Origin of the sequence: Sulfidibacter corallicola, from assembly GCF_017498545.1 — a bacterium.
GTDB lineage: Bacteria > Acidobacteriota > Holophagae > Acanthopleuribacterales > Acanthopleuribacteraceae > Sulfidibacter > Sulfidibacter corallicola.
This window is the reverse complement of record NZ_CP071793.1, coordinates 747140-769091: the sequence shown is the minus strand read 5'-3', so window position 1 is coordinate 769091 and position 21952 is coordinate 747140. Positions and strand designations below refer to the sequence as shown.

The 21952-nt window shown below is 58.0% G+C and carries 9 protein-coding genes and 1 tRNA gene; 7 read left to right on the top strand and 3 right to left on the bottom strand.

Annotated features, from left to right (window positions below):
• The first annotated feature begins 281 nt into the window (after positions 1 to 281).
• A complete protein-coding gene (locus tag J3U87_RS02170) occupies positions 282 to 473 on the top strand; it encodes a hypothetical protein (RefSeq protein ID WP_237381382.1) in 192 nt (63 codons plus the stop codon).
• A 237-nt stretch (positions 474 to 710) separates the two neighbouring features.
• Here J3U87_RS02170 and J3U87_RS02165 read toward each other — a convergent pair whose 3' ends face one another.
• Positions 711 to 1277 carry a single-stranded DNA-binding protein gene (locus J3U87_RS02165; RefSeq protein ID WP_420038249.1) on the bottom strand — a complete coding sequence of 189 codons (567 nt, stop codon included), beginning with the start codon at positions 1275 to 1277 and terminating at the stop codon, positions 711 to 713.
• A gap of 734 nt (positions 1278 to 2011) precedes the next feature.
• Between J3U87_RS02165 and J3U87_RS02160 the strand changes: the two genes are divergently transcribed.
• The 6 genes from J3U87_RS02160 to J3U87_RS02135 all read left to right on the top strand — a co-directional run bounded on the left by J3U87_RS02160 (position 2012) and on the right by J3U87_RS02135 (position 13081).
• Positions 2012 to 2467, top strand: coding sequence for a VanZ family protein (locus J3U87_RS02160; protein WP_237381380.1), 456 nt, complete (start codon positions 2012 to 2014; stop codon positions 2465 to 2467).
• Positions 2451 to 5099 (top strand): DNA mismatch repair protein MutS, encoded by a 2649-nt coding sequence (gene mutS, locus J3U87_RS02155; protein ID WP_237381379.1) that lies wholly within the window; start codon positions 2451 to 2453, stop codon positions 5097 to 5099. The genes J3U87_RS02160 and mutS overlap by 17 nt, the downstream gene beginning before the upstream one ends.
• A 31-nt stretch (positions 5100 to 5130) precedes the next feature.
• Positions 5131 to 5514, top strand: coding sequence for a fluoride efflux transporter CrcB (gene crcB, locus J3U87_RS02150; RefSeq protein WP_237381378.1), 384 nt, complete (start codon positions 5131 to 5133; stop codon positions 5512 to 5514).
• Positions 5515 to 6027: 513 nt separating this feature from the next.
• A tRNA-Met gene (locus tag J3U87_RS02145) sits at positions 6028 to 6104 on the top strand.
• A 712-nt stretch (positions 6105 to 6816) separates the two neighbouring features.
• Complete coding sequence (locus J3U87_RS02140; protein ID WP_237381377.1) at positions 6817 to 7953, top strand: Glu/Leu/Phe/Val family dehydrogenase; 1137 nt, start codon at positions 6817 to 6819, stop codon at positions 7951 to 7953.
• Positions 7954 to 8626: 673 nt separating this feature from the next.
• Positions 8627 to 13081, top strand: coding sequence for a hybrid sensor histidine kinase/response regulator transcription factor (locus J3U87_RS02135; protein ID WP_237381376.1), 4455 nt, complete (start codon positions 8627 to 8629; stop codon positions 13079 to 13081).
• 1247 nt (positions 13082 to 14328) lie between these two features.
• Here the strand turns inward: J3U87_RS02135 and J3U87_RS02130 are convergent.
• Together J3U87_RS02130 and J3U87_RS35165 are read right to left on the bottom strand one after the other, a co-directional pair.
• Positions 14329 to 16137: a trypsin-like serine peptidase gene (locus J3U87_RS02130; protein ID WP_237381375.1), complete on the bottom strand. Its 1809-nt coding sequence runs from the start codon at positions 16135 to 16137 to the stop codon at positions 14329 to 14331.
• A gap of 517 nt (positions 16138 to 16654) precedes the next feature.
• Positions 16655 to 21766: a two-component regulator propeller domain-containing protein gene (locus tag J3U87_RS35165; RefSeq protein WP_420038274.1), complete on the bottom strand. Its 5112-nt coding sequence runs from the start codon at positions 21764 to 21766 to the stop codon at positions 16655 to 16657.
• Positions 21767 to 21952: the final 186 nt, after the last annotated feature.

The following is a 21952-nucleotide window of genomic DNA, read 5'->3' as shown; positions in this document are numbered from 1 at the left end:
GTCATCCTATTGGCCCAAAAAAGTCGAAAAAACGTCATTTCGAGGTTTGTCTTGGACGAAATGGCAAGCTGCTGGCTTCACGATATTTGACCGGACGTGTCGAGAACCCGTTGTTGACGAGGTGTGAGGCAGCACTCATTTTGGCCAAAAATTACTGAAGATTTGGATGCGTTGTGTCGAAATTTTTGTTGGTTGTACTGATCCCAGTAAGACAATCTATTTAAACTTCCGCACGAACCTTACGCATCGCAAATCGTGACAAGACCCAGGAGGATCTCAGAATGAAATTGAAAGATCTCGAGGCCGATATCTTGCTAATGGAAAATTCCATTCGCCAAGCCGAATACCTGAACAAAGAAGTGATCGATATGGAACACCAGGTTGAGCATGTTCGGCACGATCTCGAAGAAGAACTTCATCATATGACCGAGAATTTCGAACGCAGTGCGGAGCGGCATCGGCTCCATCGATAACCCCGAATCGATGGGCATGTGACCGCGTTCATGTCACTTTGATATCTGGAACAACCCGCGAGCCAGGAAGTGCCTGGCCCCAGCATTCTACGAGACCCTCACCTCTTTCCCGCTGGAGACGCCGCGAAGCTGATGGCAGCCCGCATTCAAATGGAAGTCAAACATAAAAAAGCCACCCGGATGCGGGTGGCTTTTTGTTTGGGTAGGCCCGGCGCGAACCGCCAAACGTCGCGCGGATCAAAACGGGATATCGTCGTCGCTGAACTGATCGCTCTCGGGGACCTCGTAATCCGGGGTGCTGTCGTTCTGCTGGCTGCCATACGTCATGGGCTTCGGCTGACCGCCGCCGGAGAAGCCTCCGCCGCCGCCACCGCCGCCGCCGAAGTTACCGCCGCCTCCGCCTCCGCCGTAGTTCATGGGCTGCGGTTCACCGGTGCGCATGGGACCGCCACCGCCCATACCGGCGCTGTCACCGGCGCGACCCAACATCAGGAAGCGATCGCAGCGAATGTCGGTAATATTGCGGCGCTGACCGTTCTGGTCGTCGTACTCGCGATATTCGATCTTACCCTCGATGTAAATCTGTTTGCCTTTGTGCAGGTAGCGCCCTGCAATCTCGGCTTGTTTGCCCCAGACCACGATGTTGTGCCACATGGTCTTTTTCTGGCGCTCCCCCTGCTGGGTGGTAAATTCCTCGGTAGTGGCCAAAGAAAATCGAGCAAAGGGGGTCTGGCTTTTGGTGTAGCGAACTTCAGGGTCTTTTCCCAGATTGCCGATCAGGGTGACCTTGTTCAAGCTGGCCATGTCACTCTCCTTCCTGCCGTAGCAGTTTGGCACGCATTCCGTTTCGGATGATGCATCTCAAAGGTGGGTTATCTTAGCAGTCGAGATCGGGATTTTCAGCAAATTTATTTTGGCACAAGGCCGAGACAGCCCTTGTCCACAACCGTCAATTTTCCAGTGTCCATCGGGAAATAGGGCCTCTTGGAAATGGTCCTTCGCAATGGACTGGGTCCCCAATGCTGGCCGGTATCAGGCTTCAGGCATCAGGTTTCAGCTAATCACCTACAAATAAAACCTTTGCTGAGACCTGACACCTGAAACCCGAAACCGTGCCCATCCAGACGAAATACCATGGCGGTTCCGGTGATTTCGTTTCTGGATGGGCACTCCCCAGGATTTTTTTGACTTTTTTTGGGGGATACTGCTAGGTTGTGCCCATCTGGAAACAGCGGTTTTTCAAGGAAAATCGCTAGGATCGACAGGGTGCCCATGCCCGTCCGTACCCTTTTCCCTGTCACCGGTCCCTACCCGGCGGCGGCGACCCCACCCCGAATGGGTGCCGGCTTCGTTTGGGAAACCGGAACCGGGCCGGCGCCGCCGCGCGTTGTCCGGCACTTTCGGCTGCGGCCGGTGATTCGTATTTCGTGCCGAGGTCCGGCGCGCATCGGCCCCGGTCCCCGATCCGGCGATCAAGCCGCCAAGCGTTGCGCCCGATTCGGTTCTCTCCACCATCTTCCGTGTTTTCTGGAGCCAACTTGCACACCTTTTTGAAGCGGTATGTCGCGAAATGGATCTTGAGTGTCTTCCGTTACCGATGGATGGCCAGCATCATTTTGCTGGGCTTGATCGATTTCATTTCCTATCAGGCATTTACGCTTGGGGGCGTCATGCTGCCCGTGCGTTTTCAGGACAAGATTCTCCATTGTGGCGCCTTTATGGTGCTCTACATCCTGGGCCATCTCAGTTTGAATTTTGATTTCTTTCCGGGAATCAAGGGTTTTTCCTTTAGAATACTCGCTCTGAACTGGATGGTTTGGCTGAGTTACGGTTTCATGATCGAAGCGGTGCAAAGTCTTTTGAATCACCGAAGTGCCTCGGTAGGCGATTTTATTGCCGACGTTTGCGGCATCGCGTTGGGTTGCACGGCCGTACTCGCCATGAACATCTATCCCCCGACCCAAGAGGCTGGAACCTATGAAGAACGGCTCTAAAAAGAAGAAGGAGACCGCCAAAGTCACGCCCATGATGGCGCAGTACCACGCCATCAAAAAAGAGTATCCGCGTGAAATCTTGTTTTTCCGGATGGGCGACTTTTACGAAATGATGTTCGACGACGCCATCAAGGCCGCCGAACTGCTGGGCATCACCCTGACCAAACGCGGCCGCGGAACGGCCGCCGAGGCACCCATGTGCGGGGTTCCCCATCACGCGGTCGAAGGCTATATCGCCAAATTGATCAAGTTGGGCCAGCGCGTCGCCATCTGTGACCAGGTTCAGGACCCCAAGGAAGCCAAGGGCATCGTCCAACGCGAGGTCACGCGGGTGGTCACTCCCGGCACGGTGTTGGACGAGAACTGCATGGAAGGTAAGGACTTTCAATACCTTGCCGCGATGATCGAAGAAGACGACCAGCTCGGTGTGGCCTTCATGGAGTTTTCGACGGGCCGTTTCGAGGTGACCGAGCTGGAAGGCGAGCAACGCTATCATCAAATCATGGACCTGTTGATGGCCAAGAACCCGGCCGAGCTGATCGTGCGCGAATCGGACGCCTGGTCGTTGATCGATCCGGGTTACCTCAACGAGCGTTGCGTCACGCCCATCGACGATTGGTATTTCGGCAAGGACTACGCCCGCCAACAATTGCTGGATCATTTCGAGGCCCTTTCGCTGGACGGCTTCGGATTGGAGGCCCTCCACCTGGCGACCCGCACCGCCGGCGCCGCGCTCTCCTATATCTACCAGACCCAAAAGGGCAAGGCGGTCCACCTTCAAAGCCTCAAGGTGCTCAACCAGAGCGATTACATGGTTTTGGACAGCACCACCCAGCGCAACCTGGAACTGACCCGTTCGATTTACGACGGCAACCGCGGCGAAAGTCTTTTGGGCCAGATCGACTACTGCAAGACGGTGATGGGTTCGCGACTGCTCAAGGAGTGGATTCTCCAGCCCTTGACCGATATCGCCCAGATCGTCGAGCGCCAGACCTTCGTGACCTCCTTCGTCGACGCCACCATCCCACGCGCCGAACTGCGCAAGATCCTCTGCGAGGTCCCCGACCTGGATCGTCAGGTGAGCCGCCTGGCGATGGGCAACATCACCCCGCGCGACATTTTGGGGATCGCCGCCGCCCTGGGCCGCATCCCGGCCATCGTGGAACAACTCGACGAGGTGGTACCCGACCGCTACGGTCTCAGCGACGCCCTGTTCGCCAACCTCTGGGAAATGCATACCCAGATCAGCAAGTTCATCGTGCCCGAACCGCCCAGCCACATGCGCGACGGCGGCTATATCGGCGAAGGCGTGGACCAGGAGTTGGACGAACTGCGAACCCTGCGCAAGGATTCGCGGGCGATTCTGGCCCAGATCGAGACGCGCGAGCGCGAAGCGACCGGCATCCCCAAGCTGAAGGTGCAGTACAACAAGGTGTTCGGCTACTACATCGAGGTCAGCAAGATCCACACGGCCAAGGTGCCCGAGCACTATATCCGCAAGCAGACGCTGGTCAATTCCGAACGCTACATCACCGGCGAACTCAAGGAATACGAGAGCAAGATCCTCAACGCCGAGGAGAAGATCATCGAGATCGAGCAGCGCCTCTACCAGGAACTGCTCGTCGATTGCCAGGGGCGCTTGCAGGACCTGCGGATCTGGTCCAAGACCGTGGCCCAGGTGGACCTTCACGCCGCCTTGGCCGATCTGGCCGTGCAGCGCAACTACTGCAAACCCGAAATGCACGCCGGCGACGAAATCGAAATCATCGAGGGTCGTCACCCCGTGGTCGAGTCGTTGTCCGACGAACCCTTCATTCCCAACGATACCTTTCTCAATCAGGCATCCGAGCGCGTGCTCATCATCACCGGCCCCAACATGGGCGGTAAGAGTACCTACCTGCGCCAGGTCGCCCTGATCTGCCTGATGGCGCAGATGGGCAGTTACGTGCCCGCCACCAAAGCCGAGATGGGCATCGTCGACCGCATCTTCACCCGCGTGGGCGCCAGCGATCACCTGGCGCGCGGTCAATCGACCTTCATGGTGGAAATGACCGAAACGGCCAACATCCTCAACCACGCCAGTGCCCGCAGCCTGATCATCATGGACGAGATCGGACGCGGCACCTCCACCTTCGACGGGCTTTCGATCGCCTGGTCGGTGGCCGAATATATTCACGACAAGCAAAAGATCGGGGCCAAGACCCTGTTCGCCACCCACTACCACGAGATGACGGAACTGGAGAAGTTGTGCGAGGGCGTGACCAATCTGCACATCACGGTCAAGGAATGGAAGAACAAGATCGTCTTCCTGCGTCGCATCGAGAAAGGTGCGGCCGACCAGAGTTACGGGATTCACGTGGCCCAGTTGGCGGGCCTTCCCGGTGAGGTGATCCACCGCGGCCGAGAGATTCTGTCCAACCTCGAGAAAAACGAGCTGGACACCACCGGGCAGCCGCGCCTGGCCCACAGCTCCCAGTCGTCGGCCCCGTCGCCGCCGAGCACCGGCGAGTTGCAGCTCAGCCTGTTCGGACCCGAGCCCTCGCCGATCCTCGACGAGCTGCGCGGGCTCGAGGTGGACCAACTGACGCCGCTCAAGGCTCTGGAGTTGATCTACCGCTGGAAGGACATGTAGACCCCATCGCGGATCCCCATCGAGGTGAATCGTGCCGCAATATTTTGCCATGGTGGCGTTGGGCGGGGCCTTGGGCGCCATGGCCCGTTACGCGCTTTCGATCTGGCTGGCCCCGCTGAGCGAGAACCTGGCCTGGGGCACCCTGGCCGCCAACCTGCTGGGTTCCTTTCTGGCGGGCATGATCCTGGCCTGGCTCCAGGAGCGCCACATGGCGGTCGAGGTCCGGTTGCTCTTCCAGACCGGCCTGCTCGGCGCCTTGACCACCTTCAGCACCTTCGCCGCGGAGACCCTCGTCCTGTTCCTCCAGCACAAACCCTGGGCGGGCCTGACCCAGTGGGCGCTCAACGTGGTGGGCACCATGATCGCCGTATTCCTCGGGTTCCTGATCACCCGGGCGGTCCTGGGCCTTCAATGACGGACCCGCGACGGAAATCCTCCCTGATCGGGAGATCTGTTGGGAGTCCCCGAATGCCGAGAGATTCGTCGTGCCCGGTAGGGGCATCAGGGGCGGTAAGCCCGCCGGCTGAACTTGTCGAAGCGATCCGCGCATCGCAGGTTCGAGACTTGAAAGAGAGAAACACAGCCCATTGCGGGAACATTGAAGCATCCGGCTTCGGAATGTGCGACCAGCGGTCGCACCTACCTGGCCTTACCGGCCCTGCCCGACGACCATCTCTGGCAGCCGGGAACAGCATGCGGGCTCGCTTCGATTAGTTACCCACTTGAAAACCCAATGCCCGGTGTGCCGCTGGCTGGATTGCCGGACGATCGGCATTCCGACCACCGGCAATCCCGCCCTCGGCCGGAGCAACGACTCAGTAAGCCGCCAACCCGCCTGAAGATGAAAGAGTTGGCTCGCCGGAGCCGCAAAAAAGTACAAAAAGGGGTTGACCTTTGTTCGAGATCAGTTAGTATAGGCAAGCCCTGTGGCGATGTAGCTCAGGTGGTTAGAGCATACGGCTCATATCCGTAGTGTCGGGGGTTCGAATCCCTCCATCGCCACCATCTTCTCCTTCGAGAAATGGAACATGACAAAAAAGCCCGAAGCGTTTTTCGCTTTCGGGCTTTTGTCGTTTTTGGGCTCTGGTTCCGAAACGGCACGACCAGGCGCGAAGCCCCCGTTCGCGCGGTGTCAGCGGCTTGGGTTCTGCCGCGGGTCGCCTTGCTTTTTTCATCGCGTTATGACAATGATCTGGTGAATCCACGGATGGGTTCGGGGGACGAGGATCGCTCGTCGCGATCGAGGTCGGGAAACGCCGGTTCGGGCAGGCTCCATTCACCCAAGGGACGAAGGAGCCCGAATCCGTTCGCGCGCACGCCTGCCGTCGAGCGAGTCGATCGTAGGTAGTCGAGAGGCCCATCGAAACGGGCCGTGCATCCGACCACCACACCATCCGGGACATCTTTTTCGTGTAGTTCGATTTATTTGGGGGCATTCGCTCGTCCACCACCATCGGCCAGGACGAGCGTGACAAGCCGACCATGGGCGACCCGGCGAGAACCGAGCCGTTCGCGCTTCAGGTCGCCAGGAGGAGCGGTCGGCGCAGCAGCGAAGCTGTGTACCGAATCCTTGGTTTCGCAATGTGACATTCGAATTGATCGATGTGCTGAGCCGCTGAAACCATCGGGTTTTGATTTCCAACCGGCGAGAACCGGACCTTATTGAATATCGAACGCGCCGGGGGCGGGTCCCGGCATGACTTAGGAAGGAGCAGACATGTTCGATGAAAGCAAAGTGACGCGTATGAGCATTCCCCAATGGGAAGCCGTGTACCGGGCCGAAATCGCCCCGGGCGTGGTGTCCATCATCGCGGTACACGATACGTCACGAGGCTGGGCCCTGGGGGGCTGCCGCATGACCCAGTACAACAATGAATCCGAGGCCTTGACCGACGTATTGCGGTTGAGCCGCGGCATGACCTTCAAAAACGCCGTCGCCGAACTGCCGCTGGGGGGTGGCAAATCGGTGATCATCTGCGATCCCAAGGTGGAAGGCCGCGAGCGCGAAACCATTCTGCAGGAGTTCGGCAAGTTCGTGGCCTGGGTCAACCGCGAAGGTGATCGCTACTACACCGCCGAGGACATGAACACCACCGTGCCCGACATGCACATCGTGCACGAGCACACCAAGAACATCTTCGGCATCATCGTCGATCCCTCGCCTTGGACCGCCTGGGGCGTGTTCGCCAGCATCGAGTTCGCCGTGAACTACTTCGCCATGGATCTCTTCGACGGGAAACGCTCCCTCGAAGGCAAGAAGGTCCTGGTCCAGGGATTGGGCAAGGTCGGTACTTCCCTGCTGGGGTACCTGCACGGCGCGGGCGCCGAACTCTTCATCTCCGACATTCGCCCGGAAAACGTCGAGCGCGTCCTGACCAACTATCCCGAGGCCACGATCATCGATCCCAACAACTGGGAAAGCGCGGAGGTCGATGTCTTCGTTCCCTGCGCACGGGGCGAGGTGGTCAACCGCGGCAACCTGGACATGATTCGCTACAAGATCATTTGTGGCGCCGCCAACAACCAGCTCCAGAACTCCAGCATCGGCAAGGCGCTCCAGGCCAGGGGCGTGGTCTATTGCCCGGACTACATCGCCAACATGGGCGGTGTCTGCTCGATCCAATACCTGGAGATCGAGAAGCTTTCGGAAGAGCAGACGCGGGCCAAGATCACCCGCACCATCCGCAAGATGCTCGGGTTGACCTTCCGTACCGCATTCCGCAACAACCTGTCGTTCAACAAGGCCGTCGACTTCGCCGTGAAGAAGATCATCTGGGGTCACGAGGAAACCAATCTTTCCTTCTCCAACCAGGAACTGTTCCCCCTCACCTTCTCCACCGAGCCGGTCGACTGACGGCTGCGAACGTCCTTCCTGGACATACCGACGCCCATCCGGACCGAGGCGGCCCCTTTCAACGAGGCCTCTCGACTGGATGGGCGCGATCTCGGCAGGCGACGATCGAACCCTTGCAACGCGAATGTCGCCAGGGGATTCGCCGTACCAAATGGCGGCAGACTCGTGCCGGTTCTGAGCTGGTTTAGGGTTGGCGTCCGAGATCGGCGACCGCACCGGTCAGGCTGGCCGCTTCGATAGCGGCGGGGTCCCCGTTTCTGGATGGGCACTAACCAACGCACCGGGAACCGCTTGCGCCAAGCGGTCCCGGTTCTTTCATTTCGGGGACCCAGCTTGTCCCTCGGACCCACGGTTTCCGATGTATAATGGGCCCGTTTTCAGAACCGAGCCCCATTTCTCGTCAAAATTCGTTACGAGAGGATGAAAAACGCTGTCGATACAAGGCTTGCGTCGGAGAAAAACCGGAGGCGTACAGGGACGGTGCGTAGCGGGTTTTTCGATGGCTCACACGCAGCCGTGGCGATGGCTTTCAACCTCGGAGCGGGAAGTCGACGAGCGAGGCGGGCTGGTTCCGTGTTTGCCGGTATCTCGTGGAACGCGTCTCACGAACGCGCTCCCCGCGAACACGAATGATTCGTGATTCGGGTTCATTTAAATGGATGTGTCGCGCACCTTGATTGCCGCATGGCCTACACTTTTGCAGGCTCACCGGAGCCTGACCCGGCGGCTTTTTCTGCTGATCGCCGCACTCCTGATTCCGCCCGGCCTGGCCCTGGACGAGGCGTTCCGCTTCCAGGACCTGACGGTCGAGGACGGGCTTTCCATCAACTCGATTCAGGCCATCGTCCAGGATGAAACCGGCTTTGTTTGGATCGCCACCAGCGACGGCCTCAATCGCTACGACGGCCAACATTTCAAAACGTATCGCCGCGACGCGCCATCCGCTTCCGGATTGCCCAGTGACTGGGTCAACAAGCTGTTGTTGTCGGCGGACGGTCGCCTGTGGGCCGGAACGCAACGGGGCCTGGCGCTCTACCGGCCGAACCGAGACGAATTCACGGGCATCGTTCCAAGCTTGAGCCACCAGCGCGAAACGATGGTGGCCGACGTGTCCGCCCTTCATCAGGATCCCCTCGGCGGCATCTGGGTCGGCGGCGCCAATCCGTGGATCTGCCGCTACGACGACACACAGCAGACCTTTCGTTTCTTTCGACCCGACGTCGAGCAGACCGAGGCCGACGACTGGGTTCGGGTCTACGCTTTTTTCGACGTGGACGAATCCCACATGCTGATCGGCACCCTACGCGGGCTCTATCTCTACGAGGGCCGCAAGGAACGCGTGGTTCGGGTGAACGCCGGCGCGGACCTTCCCGAATCGCTGAAACCCCTCGCCGGTTTGCCGGAGGCGGCGGTCATCAGCATGCATCGCGGTGCCGACCAGGCACTCTGGATCGGCACCAATCGCGGATTGTTTCGGCTCGCCAAGGAGAGCGAGACCCTGCAGGCGTTTCAACCGAACCCCGGCGATCCCCACAGCCTGTCGCAAAAGACGGTCATCGACATTTTTTCGGACCGAAGCGACCGTATCTGGATCGGCACGGAAGATGGCCTGAACCTGGTGCGTCCCGATACGGACGCCGGCTCGGACGGGTCCATCCGATTCCGACGGTTTCAACACGATCCGGGCGACAAGGAGGGCCTGACCTCGTCGCACATTTACTGCCTGTTCGAGGATCGTTCGGGCCTGCTTTGGGTGGGCACGGGGTTTGGCGGGGTCAACCTGCACGATCCCGACCAGGAGGCGTTCGGTCATTACCGTCACGAACCTACCAACCCGGCGACCATGAGCCACAACAACGTTTGGGCACTATTGCAGGATTCGCGGGATCGCATCTGGGTCGGCCTGCGCGAAATCGGGCTGGATTGTCTGGACCCCGCCACGAACCGCGTCACGCGCTATCGCCCCGACGCGGAATCGTCGGCATCGGCCGAGACGTTGCGTGACCCGCGCGTGGTGGCCCTGGCCGAGGATGCCGCCGGGCGCATTTGGGTCGGGACCTTCGGCGGCGGGCTCCATTGGCTGGATCCCGATTCCGGTCAATTCACGCATATTTCCCAAAACAAGCTCGGCAGCGTTTACGTGTTCAATTTCCTGGTGGAACCCGGCGTGAACGCCCCCGTCTGGATCGGGACCTACCACGGCCTGGTGCGCTACGACGCCGAATTGGATGCCTTCATTTCCTGGAAGCACGATCCCGACGACGCCCGTTCGCTTTCCCACAATTGGATCCAATCGACCGCTCCGGCCGAGGACGGGCGCATTTGGGTGGGCACCCACGAGGGGCTCGATCGCTTCGATCCACGATCCGAAGCGTTCGAGCGCTTTTCGGCCGAAGCGAACGGCCTGACCTCGGATTCGATTTACTCGCTGCAACCGGACCGGGCCGGTCGGCTGTGGATCGGTACACCGGAGGGCTTGAACCGACTCGACCCGGGCCAAACCCGAGCCGTGCGGTACGGACGCGCCCAGGGACTCCCCAACACGCACGTGGTGTCGCTGTCCCTGGATGGCCAGGGCATGATTTGGGGCGCGACCAACAGCGGCCTGTTCCGGCTCGACCCCGACAGTGACCGGGTGACGTCCTATTTTCGTCGAGACGGTCTGCAGAGCGACGAGTTCAATCTCCAGGCGGCCGCGGTCGGCAACGACGGACGGTTGATGTTCGGCGGCGTCAACGGCTTCAACCGATTTTTCCCGGCGGAGATCGATCGCCACTGCGACGCCCCCTCCGTCGTGTTGACCCAACTGCGCCTGAACAACCGCGTGGTGGTGCCCGATTCAACCGACCCCTCCGCACTGTTGTCCAAGCCGGCGCACCTTTCGGATCGCATCCACCTGGCCTACGACCAGGACCATCTCACATTGGAATTCGCCGGTCTGGACTTCTCCGCACCCGACGATCTCCGCTACCGCTACCGGTTGGAAGGGTTCGATCGCGAATGGATCGAGACCAGCGGATCCGAACGGCTGGCCGTGTACACCGACCTCGACGCCGGCAGCTACCAGTTCCAGGTGGCCGCGGCCGACAGCGAGGGCAACTGGGGAACACCGGGCGCAGGGTTGTCGCTGGAGGTGGATCCGGCGCCCTGGCAGACCTGGTGGGCCTATGGTGGGTACGGCCTGATCATTCTGGCGCTGCTCCTCTGGGAAATCCACTGGCAGCGCTCCAAGCTGGCAGTGGAACGCGAGAATGCCGCCGCCCAGAAACGCCTGGCCAAGCAGCGCCAGGAAATGGCGGAGCGCGACCGCCAGCTCAACCGCGTCTTGAAACGCCGCATCGAAGCCGCCACCAGCAAACTTCAGGAACAGAACGAGGCGCTCCAGGCCGGTCGAGAGAAGTTACTCGAAGCCGATCGCCTCAAAACCGCGTTTTTTACGAACATCTCCCACGAGCTTCGCACGCCCCTGACGCTGATCCTCAACCCCTTGGAAGACCTTCGCGAAGGCACCTTGGGGGCCATGGAAGAGCGCGCCCACGAGCGTCTGGATCTGATGCACCGGCACACCCATCGACTGCTGGGGCTGATCAACCAGCTTTTGGATGTCTCCAAACTGGAAGCCGGTCAAATGGTGCTCCACCCACGCCGTGAGGATGTAGCGTTGATGGTCGATCGCTGTGTGGCGGCCTTTCGGCATCAGGCCGAACGCTTGGGTATCGATCTGGAACGCGCGGGCGAAACGGGTCCGGTCACCATTTCCTGTGACGAGGACAAACTCGAGAAGGTCCTGTTCAATCTGCTCTCCAATGCCTTCAAGCATACGCCCGCCGGTGGCAAGGTGACGGTCTCGCTGGAAGCGGCGACCGACGGTGGCGTCAGTATCCAGGTCGCCGATACCGGCCAAGGTATCGCGCCAGCGGATCTGCCGCATATCTTCGACCGGTTCTACCAGGCGCCGGGTGCCGAACGGATCAGCTCCGGCGGAACCGGGATCGGCCTCGCCCTCGCCCGAGAGTTGGTGCAAATGCACGGCGGCGACATTCGCGTCAGGAGTGAGCCGGAGGAGGGCACCCGCTTCACGGTCGCGTTGCCGAAAGCCCCGACTCATCCCGAGGATGCGCAATCCGTCGCCCAGGGTGGCGCGGAAGCTACCGCGACCGGCGCCTCTCTCTCGACACGCGACTCGGCCGGCGCCTCTTCCATGTCGCACCGCGCCGATTACGTCGACGTCGCCGCCGACTTCGAACCGGATCCCGGCATTGCAGCGCCGCCGACGGAGGATGGTGAAGATCACCGGCCGACGGTCCTGGTCGTCGAAGATCACCGCGACATCCGCCGTTACCTGCGCGAAAAAATGGAAGATCACTATCGGGTCGTGGAAGCGATCAATGGCGAAGACGGTTTCCAGCGAGCGCGCGAGTGGGTGCCCGATTTGGTATTGAGCGACGTCATGATGCCGGGCCGCGACGGGTTCGCACTCTGCGAAGCGCTCAAGGGTGACGAACGCACTTCCCACATTCCCGTCGTCCTCTTGACCGCGCGCGCCGACGAGGCCGGCAAATTGGAGGGATTGAGCCAGGGTGCCGACGATTACCTTTCCAAACCGTTCAGCACCGCCGAGTTGCTGACTCGAATGGGTAACCTGATCGAGGGCCGCAAAAAGTTGGCCGATCACTACCGCCGGCGTTTCCTGAGTGCGGTGGAGGGCTCCTCCGAAACGGAGGCTTCCCAAGCGCCCATGCAGGCCTTGGCCTCGGATTCGTCCCAGTCCGAGGAGCCTTCCGCCGACGAGATGTTCCTTCAGCGAATCGCGGACATTCTCGAGGAGCTCAGTGGGAACCCGTCCTTCGGCGTGGAAGACCTGGCCGCGGAAGTGGGTTATTCGCGCAGGCAATTGCTGCGAAAGTTGACGGCGCTGACGGGTCGGGGGCCTTCGGACGTGTTGCGCGAGTATCGGCTGGCGCGTGCCTGCGAGCTTCTGTCGCGGCGGGTGGGCGGCATCGCCGAGGTGGCCCATCGCGTCGGTTTCAAGAACGTGCGCAGCTTTTCGGCCATGTTCCGCGAGACCTACGGCCAGACGCCGACCCAATTCGTCAACCACCACCGCGATTCGGCCCCGACCCGCTGACCAAAGGTGTCCGCGAAAACCACGAAACAACACGAACGAACCCTGGGTCAGGCAATCGAAGCACGGTCTTGGCTGTCCCTACGCGCTAAAGAGCGAAACACAGAGACGCCCTCGCGACGCCAATCCGAAGTTGCAAAGTTCAAAGCCCCCGCACCATGAGAGAGGCGTAAGGCATGTAGGTGGAGCAGCTTGTTCCACCAATCGAAGCAACTCCACTCGGGAGTTCCCGCATCCTCAGAGTGACGTCGTCGCTGTAGGTTGGCCCGCTGGGCCGACATCTCGAAGCGATTCGACTCGGGAGTTCCCGCATCCTCAGAGTGACGTCGTGCCGGTAGGTGGAGCAGCTTGTTCCACCAATCGAAGCGACGTGTGCTTTGACCTGCAACCGAGCCAAAGAGCGAAGCGCGCCCCTTCCCCGAGCTGATCTATGCCGAGATTTCGACACTCTCGATCGCTTCGCCTCAGCGCATCATGATCACTCCGATTGGTTGAGCGGGGCCGGTAAGGCAAGCTACTCAACCCACAGGCCTTACCGGCTCAGCCTGACGCCCCTCTCACGATGTGGGGACCTTGAACTTTGCGACTTCGAATTGGGGTTGCGAGGGAGATTCTGTGCTCCGCTCTTTGGCGCAATCGATTGTAGTTGCTAGGGTTGCTTCGATTGGTTGAGCAGGGCAGGTAAGGCAAGCTGCTCACCCACACAGGCCTTACGTCGCCAACGAGCATGCAGGCTCTTCGACCGTAGTCCTTCAGCGGAACCTTTGGCTCCGCTCTTGGCAATCGTGCAACGTCCTGGCTTCGGCCGCTTCGACGCGTCGGCCCAGCGCCCTAGGCGGGCCCGGCACCTACAGGCCTTACCGGCCCTGCACGACGTCCCTCTCACGATGCGGGAATCTTGGACTTTTTGGCCTTGATGGCGCGCGGCCAGGGGAGTGATCGGCTTCGCTCTTTGGTGTAACCCTCTCTCGTTCCGAAAGTTGCTTCGATTGGTGGAGCAGGCTGCTCCACCTACAGGCCTTACGTCACTTTCGATCACACGGGCACTTCAAGCCTGTTTGTTTCGACGCGCGTTCTACCTTGCGGGTGCGGAACCCCGGCACCGAGCTCGGTCGAACCATCGAAGGACGTAACTCGCAAGTCCCCACATGGCCGCCCACTTCGAGAATTCCTTCGAAGCAACCCGGGCACCAAACGAAAAAGACGCGGGCACGTGGCCCGCGTCATCCATGTCCTTCCAAGAATGCAGTTTACGGACGTTTTCGGAAATATCCAGTTGACGTCTCGATACCGAAGTCGCTGCCGGCTCCGTCGGTGATCAGACGCAACGTCAAGGTATTGCCCGGTACGTACACCCACCCGTCGAGCCAGCCGAAAGGTGAGCCGTTGCCGTTGGTCACGAGGTTCCCGCTCACTTCGTGAACGATCTCGCCGTGCTCGTCCACGATTTGGAGCGTATCGCTGGGGTGCACGCGCAGTTCCTCGAATTTGATGCCCATTTTGTAGGCTTTGGCGATGGAATAGGTTTTCTCATAGACCTGGTTGTGGCCGTAGTTGTGCGGCGTCGCGAACTGCCAGGTGGGATAGTAGGCAGGACTGCTGATGCCGTAGAACACCACCGAAACCTCGCTGTCCTCCTTGGCGTGGACCAGGACGTGGTACGGTGCGCTGATGGGACGCTCCATGTGGATGGTTTTGTCCGGGCCGTTGCCCAGCGCGGATTTGAACTGGTCTTCGTCGTGGGCGCCCTGGTGGGCGGGCCAGTTGATGGGTGAGGTCTTGACATAGAGGTCCACGTTGCCGACGCCCGAGGTTTTGACACCCAGGGAAGCCAAGCCACCGATCGATTCGCGGGTGAATTGGTAGGTTTCACCGGCCTGCAGCGAGACCTGGGTTCCCTGACCGATGACGGAGGGCTTGGGTTCGGCGCCGATCAGGTACTCGACCTGGTCGTAGAAGTGGTACAGGCTGGACACGTAGTCGTAGTTGTCGCCACCGCAATTCTCCGGCCCGCAACCCGTCAGGGCACCGAACACGTAACCGTCTTCGTCGAAGAAGGGCGAGCCGCTGGAGCCCCCTTCGGTCAGGCCGAGGTCCCAGAACACGCGGAACTGATGGCTGTACTCGCCGCCACAGGAATTCTGGTTGGTGTGGGTGACGTGGCCGGCACTGATGCGCTGGTAGCTGCCGCTGGGGTGGTGGATGCAGGTCAGGTCCATGTTGTTCCAGGCAGGTACGGTGGTGTCGTAGCCCAGGAAGGTCCGGTCTTCGGTGCCGTAGCTCGGAAGGCGCAGCAGGGACAGATCCAAGTTAGAGCTGGTTTCTTCGAGAACGACGCGACCATAGGTCTGGGGCAGCAAATCCATGTCGGGGATGTCGCCGCTGTCGCAGAAGGTGGAGCGGAAGTCCCAGTAGATGTGGATGGTGTCGGCCAGTTCCTGGTTGTAGATGGCGTGATTGGCCGTGAGGAAGTAAGGAATCTCCAGCCAGTCGCTGCTGTTGATCAGGGCGCCGGTGGCCACGTAGCCGTCGCCGTCTTCGATGAAGAAGTAGTGACCCACGGCGGAACCCAGCTCCTGCATCGCCAGACTTTCACAGGAAACGTCCCAGTGGCAGTCCAGGGCCGGATCGTCGTAGTCGTCCTTGTAGGTGTGGTTCAGGTCGGTTACGGTGAGCAGGCTCGGTTTGGGGTCCGGCGAGACCAGGATCAGGTAAAGCCGGCTTCCCCGAACTTGGGGCGACCAAAAAGCGCCGTCCTCGACCGTGAAGGGTCCGTAGGCGCGATTGCGGTCTTGCGTGACGAAGTAGACGCGTTCGTCGCGGTCCAGGCGGCCCAAGTCCACCCGTGCCCGAATCCCGAGCGCGTCGGCCGATTCGATCGGCACGGTCCAATAGAACTCGCGTTCGAAGGATTGCGCCTTGCCCAGTCTCGCCGCGGCAAGCGTCGCGTTGAGCGGCACGCCGACACTGACCTGATTGGCCGCACCGAGCCGAGTCAGGACATCGTTCTGGCCCGCCAATTCACGGGTGAGGACGGAACGGGCAGGACGTTTGGTCATGGTCGTGATTTGCTTCGCGGTCAGAGGAGCCAGGGGGGCCAACTCGTGGCGGATCACGTTCGAGGGCGCCACGCGTCGGCCCTGGGGGCCATCGGGAGCGGTCTGAGCGGATAGAATAGGAAGAAACAGAGAAAATAAACAGATAAGGACGAAGTGCATACGCATACTGGAGACTCCTTATAACGATTGGATGCCGCGATAACCGCGACGAGTCCCAAGCTAAGGCGATGCGGAACGCGTTGTGGGACAAAGAAGTCAGCAAATGGGACATGTCCCATGAGCTGACCCTTTTGTCCCGCAGGCTGCACAGATGACGACCATCAACCGGCAATTCGTTCGCAAACACAGACAAATTTGCCAATGTTTCGACGTGAAAAAATCGTGAAATCAAACCCATCCAGACGTCAACATCTGCATTTCAGATATATTTCAGCCGATAAAACCCGGATTCGGCCAAGGGGCGTTCTTTGCGCGCTTCACGGTGCATCCCATTCCCACCATCGAACCCGCCTGTCGCCTACACCGGCAGGCGTACCGTGAACTCCGTGAACTCGCCTTCGGCGGTGTCCACCAGCAGGTGCCCGTTGTGGCCCTGGGTAATGATCTCGTAGCTGATCGAGAGCCCCAGGCCGGTGCCCTCGCCGGTGGGCTTGGTGGTGAAGAACGGCATGAAGATCTGGTCCAGATGGGTTTTGGGGATACCCGAGCCGTTGTCGCGAATCACGATTTCCACCCAGTCGCCGGTGCGGCGGGTGCGCACGCTCAGCACCGGTTCGAAGCCCGAGCCGAGCTGCTGCTTTTTCTCGCGCAGCGCGTAGCAGGCGTTTTCCACCATGTTGATGATCACGCGGCTGATGTCGTTGGTGATCATCTCCACTTCACCGACATCCTTGTTGTAATCGCGCTCGAGGTAGATGTCCAGATTCGGGTAGCGGGTGATCACGCCGTGGAAACCGAAGCTGACCGATTCCTCCACCAGGGTGTTCAGGTCTTTGCACTGCTTCTCGCCCAATCCGGTGCGCGAGTGGTCCAGCATGCGCTGCACGATGTCCTCGGCCCGGCGGCCGTGATGGCTGATACGCGACGCGTTTTCTTCCAGGTCCTGCAGGACGCCTTGCACGTCCTCGTTGGTGCGCGCATCCATGGAAACGCCTTTCGTTGCCAGGTACTCCTTGAGTTCGTCGGCCAGGCTGATGGAAATCTCCGAAAAGTTGTTGATGAAGTTCAACGGATTGCGAATCTCATGGGCGATGCCCGCGGTCAGCGCACCCAACGACGCCAGCTTGGCCTGAACCACCAGTTGCTGCTGGGCCTTGAGGATCTCGCGGTTCTTTTCGGTCAGCTCCTCCAGCATGCGGGCCTTGTTCAGGGCCGAGACCACGTGACCCCGCAGTCGGTGCAGTTTGCGGGCGTCCACGTCGTCGAAGGCGAGCGGGTCCGCATCGTTCTCGAAGATCAGGAACCCTTCCAGCTTGCCACCCACCAGCATCGGCAGCGACATGCTGGTCTTGGCGGGTGGGAGGAAGCGCGTGCGCGGCGGGAGCTTGGCGAGCTGAACGTCGCGCACAATGTAGACGCCTTCGTCGGCGTGGACCGCGTCACGCACGTAGCGGTCGTTGAGGTCGTTGATGTGCAGTTGCACTTCGCCCAGGTTGTCCGGTTCCTTACCCGCCCAGGTCACCGGTTTGTAGTGTTCGGTTTTGGCGTCGATCAGCCAAAAGCTGGCCCGTTCGGCGCGCGGGAACAGGGAGAGCCCTTGCGACAGAATGGTTTTCAGCAGGGCCGGGAGCTGGACTTCCTTGTTGATCAGCTTGACGATTTCGTCGAGCGTGTTGAGCTCGGTGTTGCGCTGCGCCAGTTCTTCGGTTCGATCGCGCACCATTTGGTCCAGGTTGCGGTTGACGTTCACCAGCTTCTCGTTGGAGTCGATCAGGTCGCGGTGCAGCTCCAACATCTTGAGATGGACGTTGATGCGCGAAATCAGCTCTTCCTGTGAAATGGGTTTGGTCAGGAAGTCGTTGGCGCCCGCATCGAAACCTTCCACCAGGTCGCCCACCTGGTTCTTGGCGGTCACCAGCAGGATCGGCAGTTCGTCCGCGGAGAACTTGCCGCGAATGTGCTTACAGACCTCGTAGCCGTCCTGCTCGGGCATCATGATATCCAGCAGGATCAAGTCGGGTCGAATTTCGGAGAACACGATTTCCAGGGCTTCCTTACCGGAGGAGGCCCGAAAGATCGTGAATTTGCGCTCCAGCACGAGGCGGTTCACCAACACCTTCTGGTTGATGGGGTTATCGTCCACGACCAGGATCTTGTAGATACCGTCACCGGTGATTTCGGCCTCGAAATCGCGGCTACGGCTCAGATCGTCGTCGTCCAACAGCGCATGGATCACGGAGACCTTGGAGACCGTTTCCAGTCCTGGCATGGTCTTCTCCGCCAGGGGCTCGGTCGAGATCGGCAGCGAGAACGCGAAGCAAGAGCCCTTGCCGACCTTGGAGGAAACCTTGATGGTGCCGCCGTGTAGTTCGACCAACTGTTTGGTCACCGCCAGACCGAGACCGGTGCCGCCGTACTTGCGGGCGGTCGAGCCATCGCCCTGCTCGAAGGTCTGGAAAATTTGTTGGTAATTGCTTTCGGGAATGCCGATGCCCGTGTCTTGGACTTCGACCCACACCCATCGATCCTCGGTGTGGGCGCGCACGACGACTTCGCCCTCCTCGGTGAACTTGATGGCGTTGCCCACGAGGTTGTAGAGGATCTGCTGGAGGCGGTCGCCGTCGGCGTGCACGAAGGGACAGGTCTTGGGAATGGCGTTGGTCAGCAGCAGTTCCCGCTCGCCCATCATGTGCCGCGAGAGGTTGAGCACCATGCTGACGATGGCGTGAATGTCCTGGGATTCCAGCTTGAGTTCCAGGTCCTTGTTGACCATCTTGGAAAAATCGAGGATGTCGTTGACCAGGTTGTTGAGACGCACGCCGCTGGACACGATCATGACCAGGTTGTCGCGCTGGTCTTCGGCCATGGGCCCGGTGACGCCGTCGAGCATCGACTTGGCCAACCCGATCATGCCGTTGAGCGGGGTACGCAACTCGTGGGATGTATTGGCCAGGATCTGGTCCTTCAGCTTGTCGACGCGTTTGAGGCGATCGGCGACCAGCTTCTCGTCGAGCAGTTGCTGTTCACGCAGATCGATTTCGCGCTGGAAGATTTGCTCGCGACGGCGCTGCCAGGTGGTGCCGAGCATGAGCAGGGAGAGCATGTAAAAGGTGTAGGCCCACCAGGTGCGGTAGATCGGCGGCTTGACGCGCAGGCTCATGCTGAATTCTTTATCGGACCAGATGCCGTCGCTGTTGGTGGCGCGCACGCGAAGTTTGTAACTACCCGGATCGAGGTTGGTCAGAGTGACCAGCCGATTGTTCTTCATCGGGATCCAGCTTTGGTGAGAATCTTCGAGGAGGTAATTGTATTGATTTTTTTCAGGCTCGTTAAAATCCAAGGCAGCAAACTGAAACGAAATAACCGAATCTTTATGCGCCAACTCCACATGACGCACGCCAGTCAAGAGCTGCGTTTTTGGATAAACAGATTTATTAAACTTTTGAAAATCCGTCAAAACAACAGGCGGCATATAATCACTCGAACCAATAGCGTCGGGGTTAAAATAATTCAACCCCTGCTCTCCTCCAAAAAACAGAGTACCATCTCGAGTCTGATGAAACGATCCCTGATTGAATTCGTTGTTTTGTAAACCGTCTCGTATATCGTAGCTGCGTATATCCCCCGTATTTATATTATACCTTACAATGCCATTATTCGTACTCAACCAAAGATCGGCATTTCCATCCGACCCTAATCCACAAACGGCATTACTAGGCAAACCATCACGCTCGCTAATAAACCTACTACCGATGATATCACCTGAAATCACATCTAACGTCAGTTCGTTAAGACCACCGCCGTATGTCCCTACCCACATAGTTTCAGGAACTAATTGCGCAAAACAGGAAGCCATATTGTGACTTAGACGAAGATTTTTCTCCTGATCCGATCTGATATTTAAAAATTTTTTGTCATTCTCTTTAACTTGATAAAAAACACCATGATTTCGAGTACCAACCCACAATGACCCCTCGAAATCTTCGTAAATAACATAAACAACAGGAGAATCAAGAGTTTCATCCAATAGGCGCTCAAAAGAGAAACCACTCCCTTCTTGAACATAAGAAAACAATCCCAAATTACTACCAATCCATATTTTATTGTCTTGACTTTCCAAGAGAGCATAGATTTGCTGCTGAACATCGGAATCTTCTATCAATGAGCGCCGCTGTAGTTCGCCGTTACTGGGTCGATAATGAAAAAGCCCTGATGTATTTGTTCCAAACCAAAAATCATCTTGAGAATCATTCAGAATCGCTTCAACAGTATGATTAAATGTAATTTTCCCTGAAAGAGACAATGGTTTTCTATAAATTCTTCCAGTTTTCCTATCCATTAAATTGACACCAGATTCGATGCCAATCCAGATCATTCCTCTTCGATCTTCATAAATCATTCTGACAGAGTTATGTTCTAAGCTCGTGGGGTTTGCGGGATGATGCCTTGACAAATTGAATTGTTGTTTACTTCTACTGACTTTACTTAATCCTCCTCCAAAGGTCCCTATCCATAGAACATTGGAGTGGTCTAAAAGTAAACAAGTAATCCTCCCCTGGGTCAGGCTATTTTGGTCGAAAGGATCAGATTGATAGTGCTGAAAAGAGTGATCCTCTTCTACCCAACGAATTAACCCATTTGCTGCACCTAACCAAAGATCTCCCTGATCATCTTCTAAAATAGAACGAACTTCCAGTTTATCAGCATCTGGTAAGTGTGGGAAGATCGATGAAGCGGGAGTAAACTTTTGAGTGGCAGGATTCCATATATTTAACCCTTCCTGAGTTCCTACCCAAAGATTTCCTTTCTTATCTTCAAAAATGCATATTACGCTATTATTAGTCAACCCATTACGGCCATCTATCTTAGTATCAAATCTTTGAAAACTGCCTTTCTCCTCATCAACAAGAAGATTAACCCCATCATTAGTCCCAAACCAAAGCCGCCCTTTCCCATCCTCAAAAATAGCTCTCACCTGATTATTGCTCAAGCTATCACTCTGCTGTTCTTGATACTTAAACTGAATAAATTTAGCACCCATAGACGCAAGAAGAAACAATCCTTCTTTTGTGCCCACCCAAATCCTTCCTTTGGAATCTTGGTAAAGAGATCTTATCTCTTGTGCTTCTGATGGACCATTATTCAAATAATGGTCGAATGTTCCATTTCGAGGAGATAAGCGGTTTAGTCCATGCTTTAATGTACCGACCCAGATTCCTCCAAGAGAATCTCCCGTGATGGAAGTTATGAAGTTGTCTGAAAGAGAGGAAGGATCCAAGAGATCTTTTCGAAATACTTTGAATTCATACCCGTCATAACAATAGAGGCCATCAGCTGTTCCAATCCAAAGGAATCCATTCTGGTCTTGATAGAGAGCAAAAATGCTGGTGGGGGAAAAGCCATCTTCTCCACGCAAAGTTTCAAAGAGAACAGGGTGTTTTTGGGCATAGCCTGCCACACTCGAATACATTGCAAATCCGAGCACAAAGATAAAATATAATATTTTTTTGTTTTTTCTTAAATTCCAATACATTTCAGCAACAAGTAATTCCGATCGAGTGTCACCTTTTTTTATTGCTCATCTCAACCTAACTGGCTAGTTATAGACTATTTCACCAAGAACTCCTTCAAGATTACTGGAGCGCCCCTATTTGTC

Excerpts from the sequence above, each read along its gene's own strand:
- J3U87_RS02170 (WP_237381382.1), top strand. The coding sequence starts at position 282 with ATGAAATTGAAAGATCTCGAGGCCGATATCTTGCTAATGGAAAATTCC.
- J3U87_RS02165 (WP_420038249.1), bottom strand. The coding sequence starts at position 1,277 with ATGGCCAGCTTGAACAAGGTCACCCTGATCGGCAATCTGGGAAAAGAC.
- mutS (WP_237381379.1), top strand. The coding sequence starts at position 2,451 with ATGAAGAACGGCTCTAAAAAGAAGAAGGAGACCGCCAAAGTCACGCCC.
- J3U87_RS02140 (WP_237381377.1), top strand. The coding sequence starts at position 6,817 with ATGTTCGATGAAAGCAAAGTGACGCGTATGAGCATTCCCCAATGGGAA.
- J3U87_RS02130 (WP_237381375.1), bottom strand. The coding sequence starts at position 16,137 with ATGACCAAACGTCCTGCCCGTTCCGTCCTCACCCGTGAATTGGCGGGC.
- J3U87_RS35165 (WP_420038274.1), bottom strand. The coding sequence starts at position 21,766 with ATGTATTCGAGTGTGGCAGGCTATGCCCAAAAACACCCTGTTCTCTTT.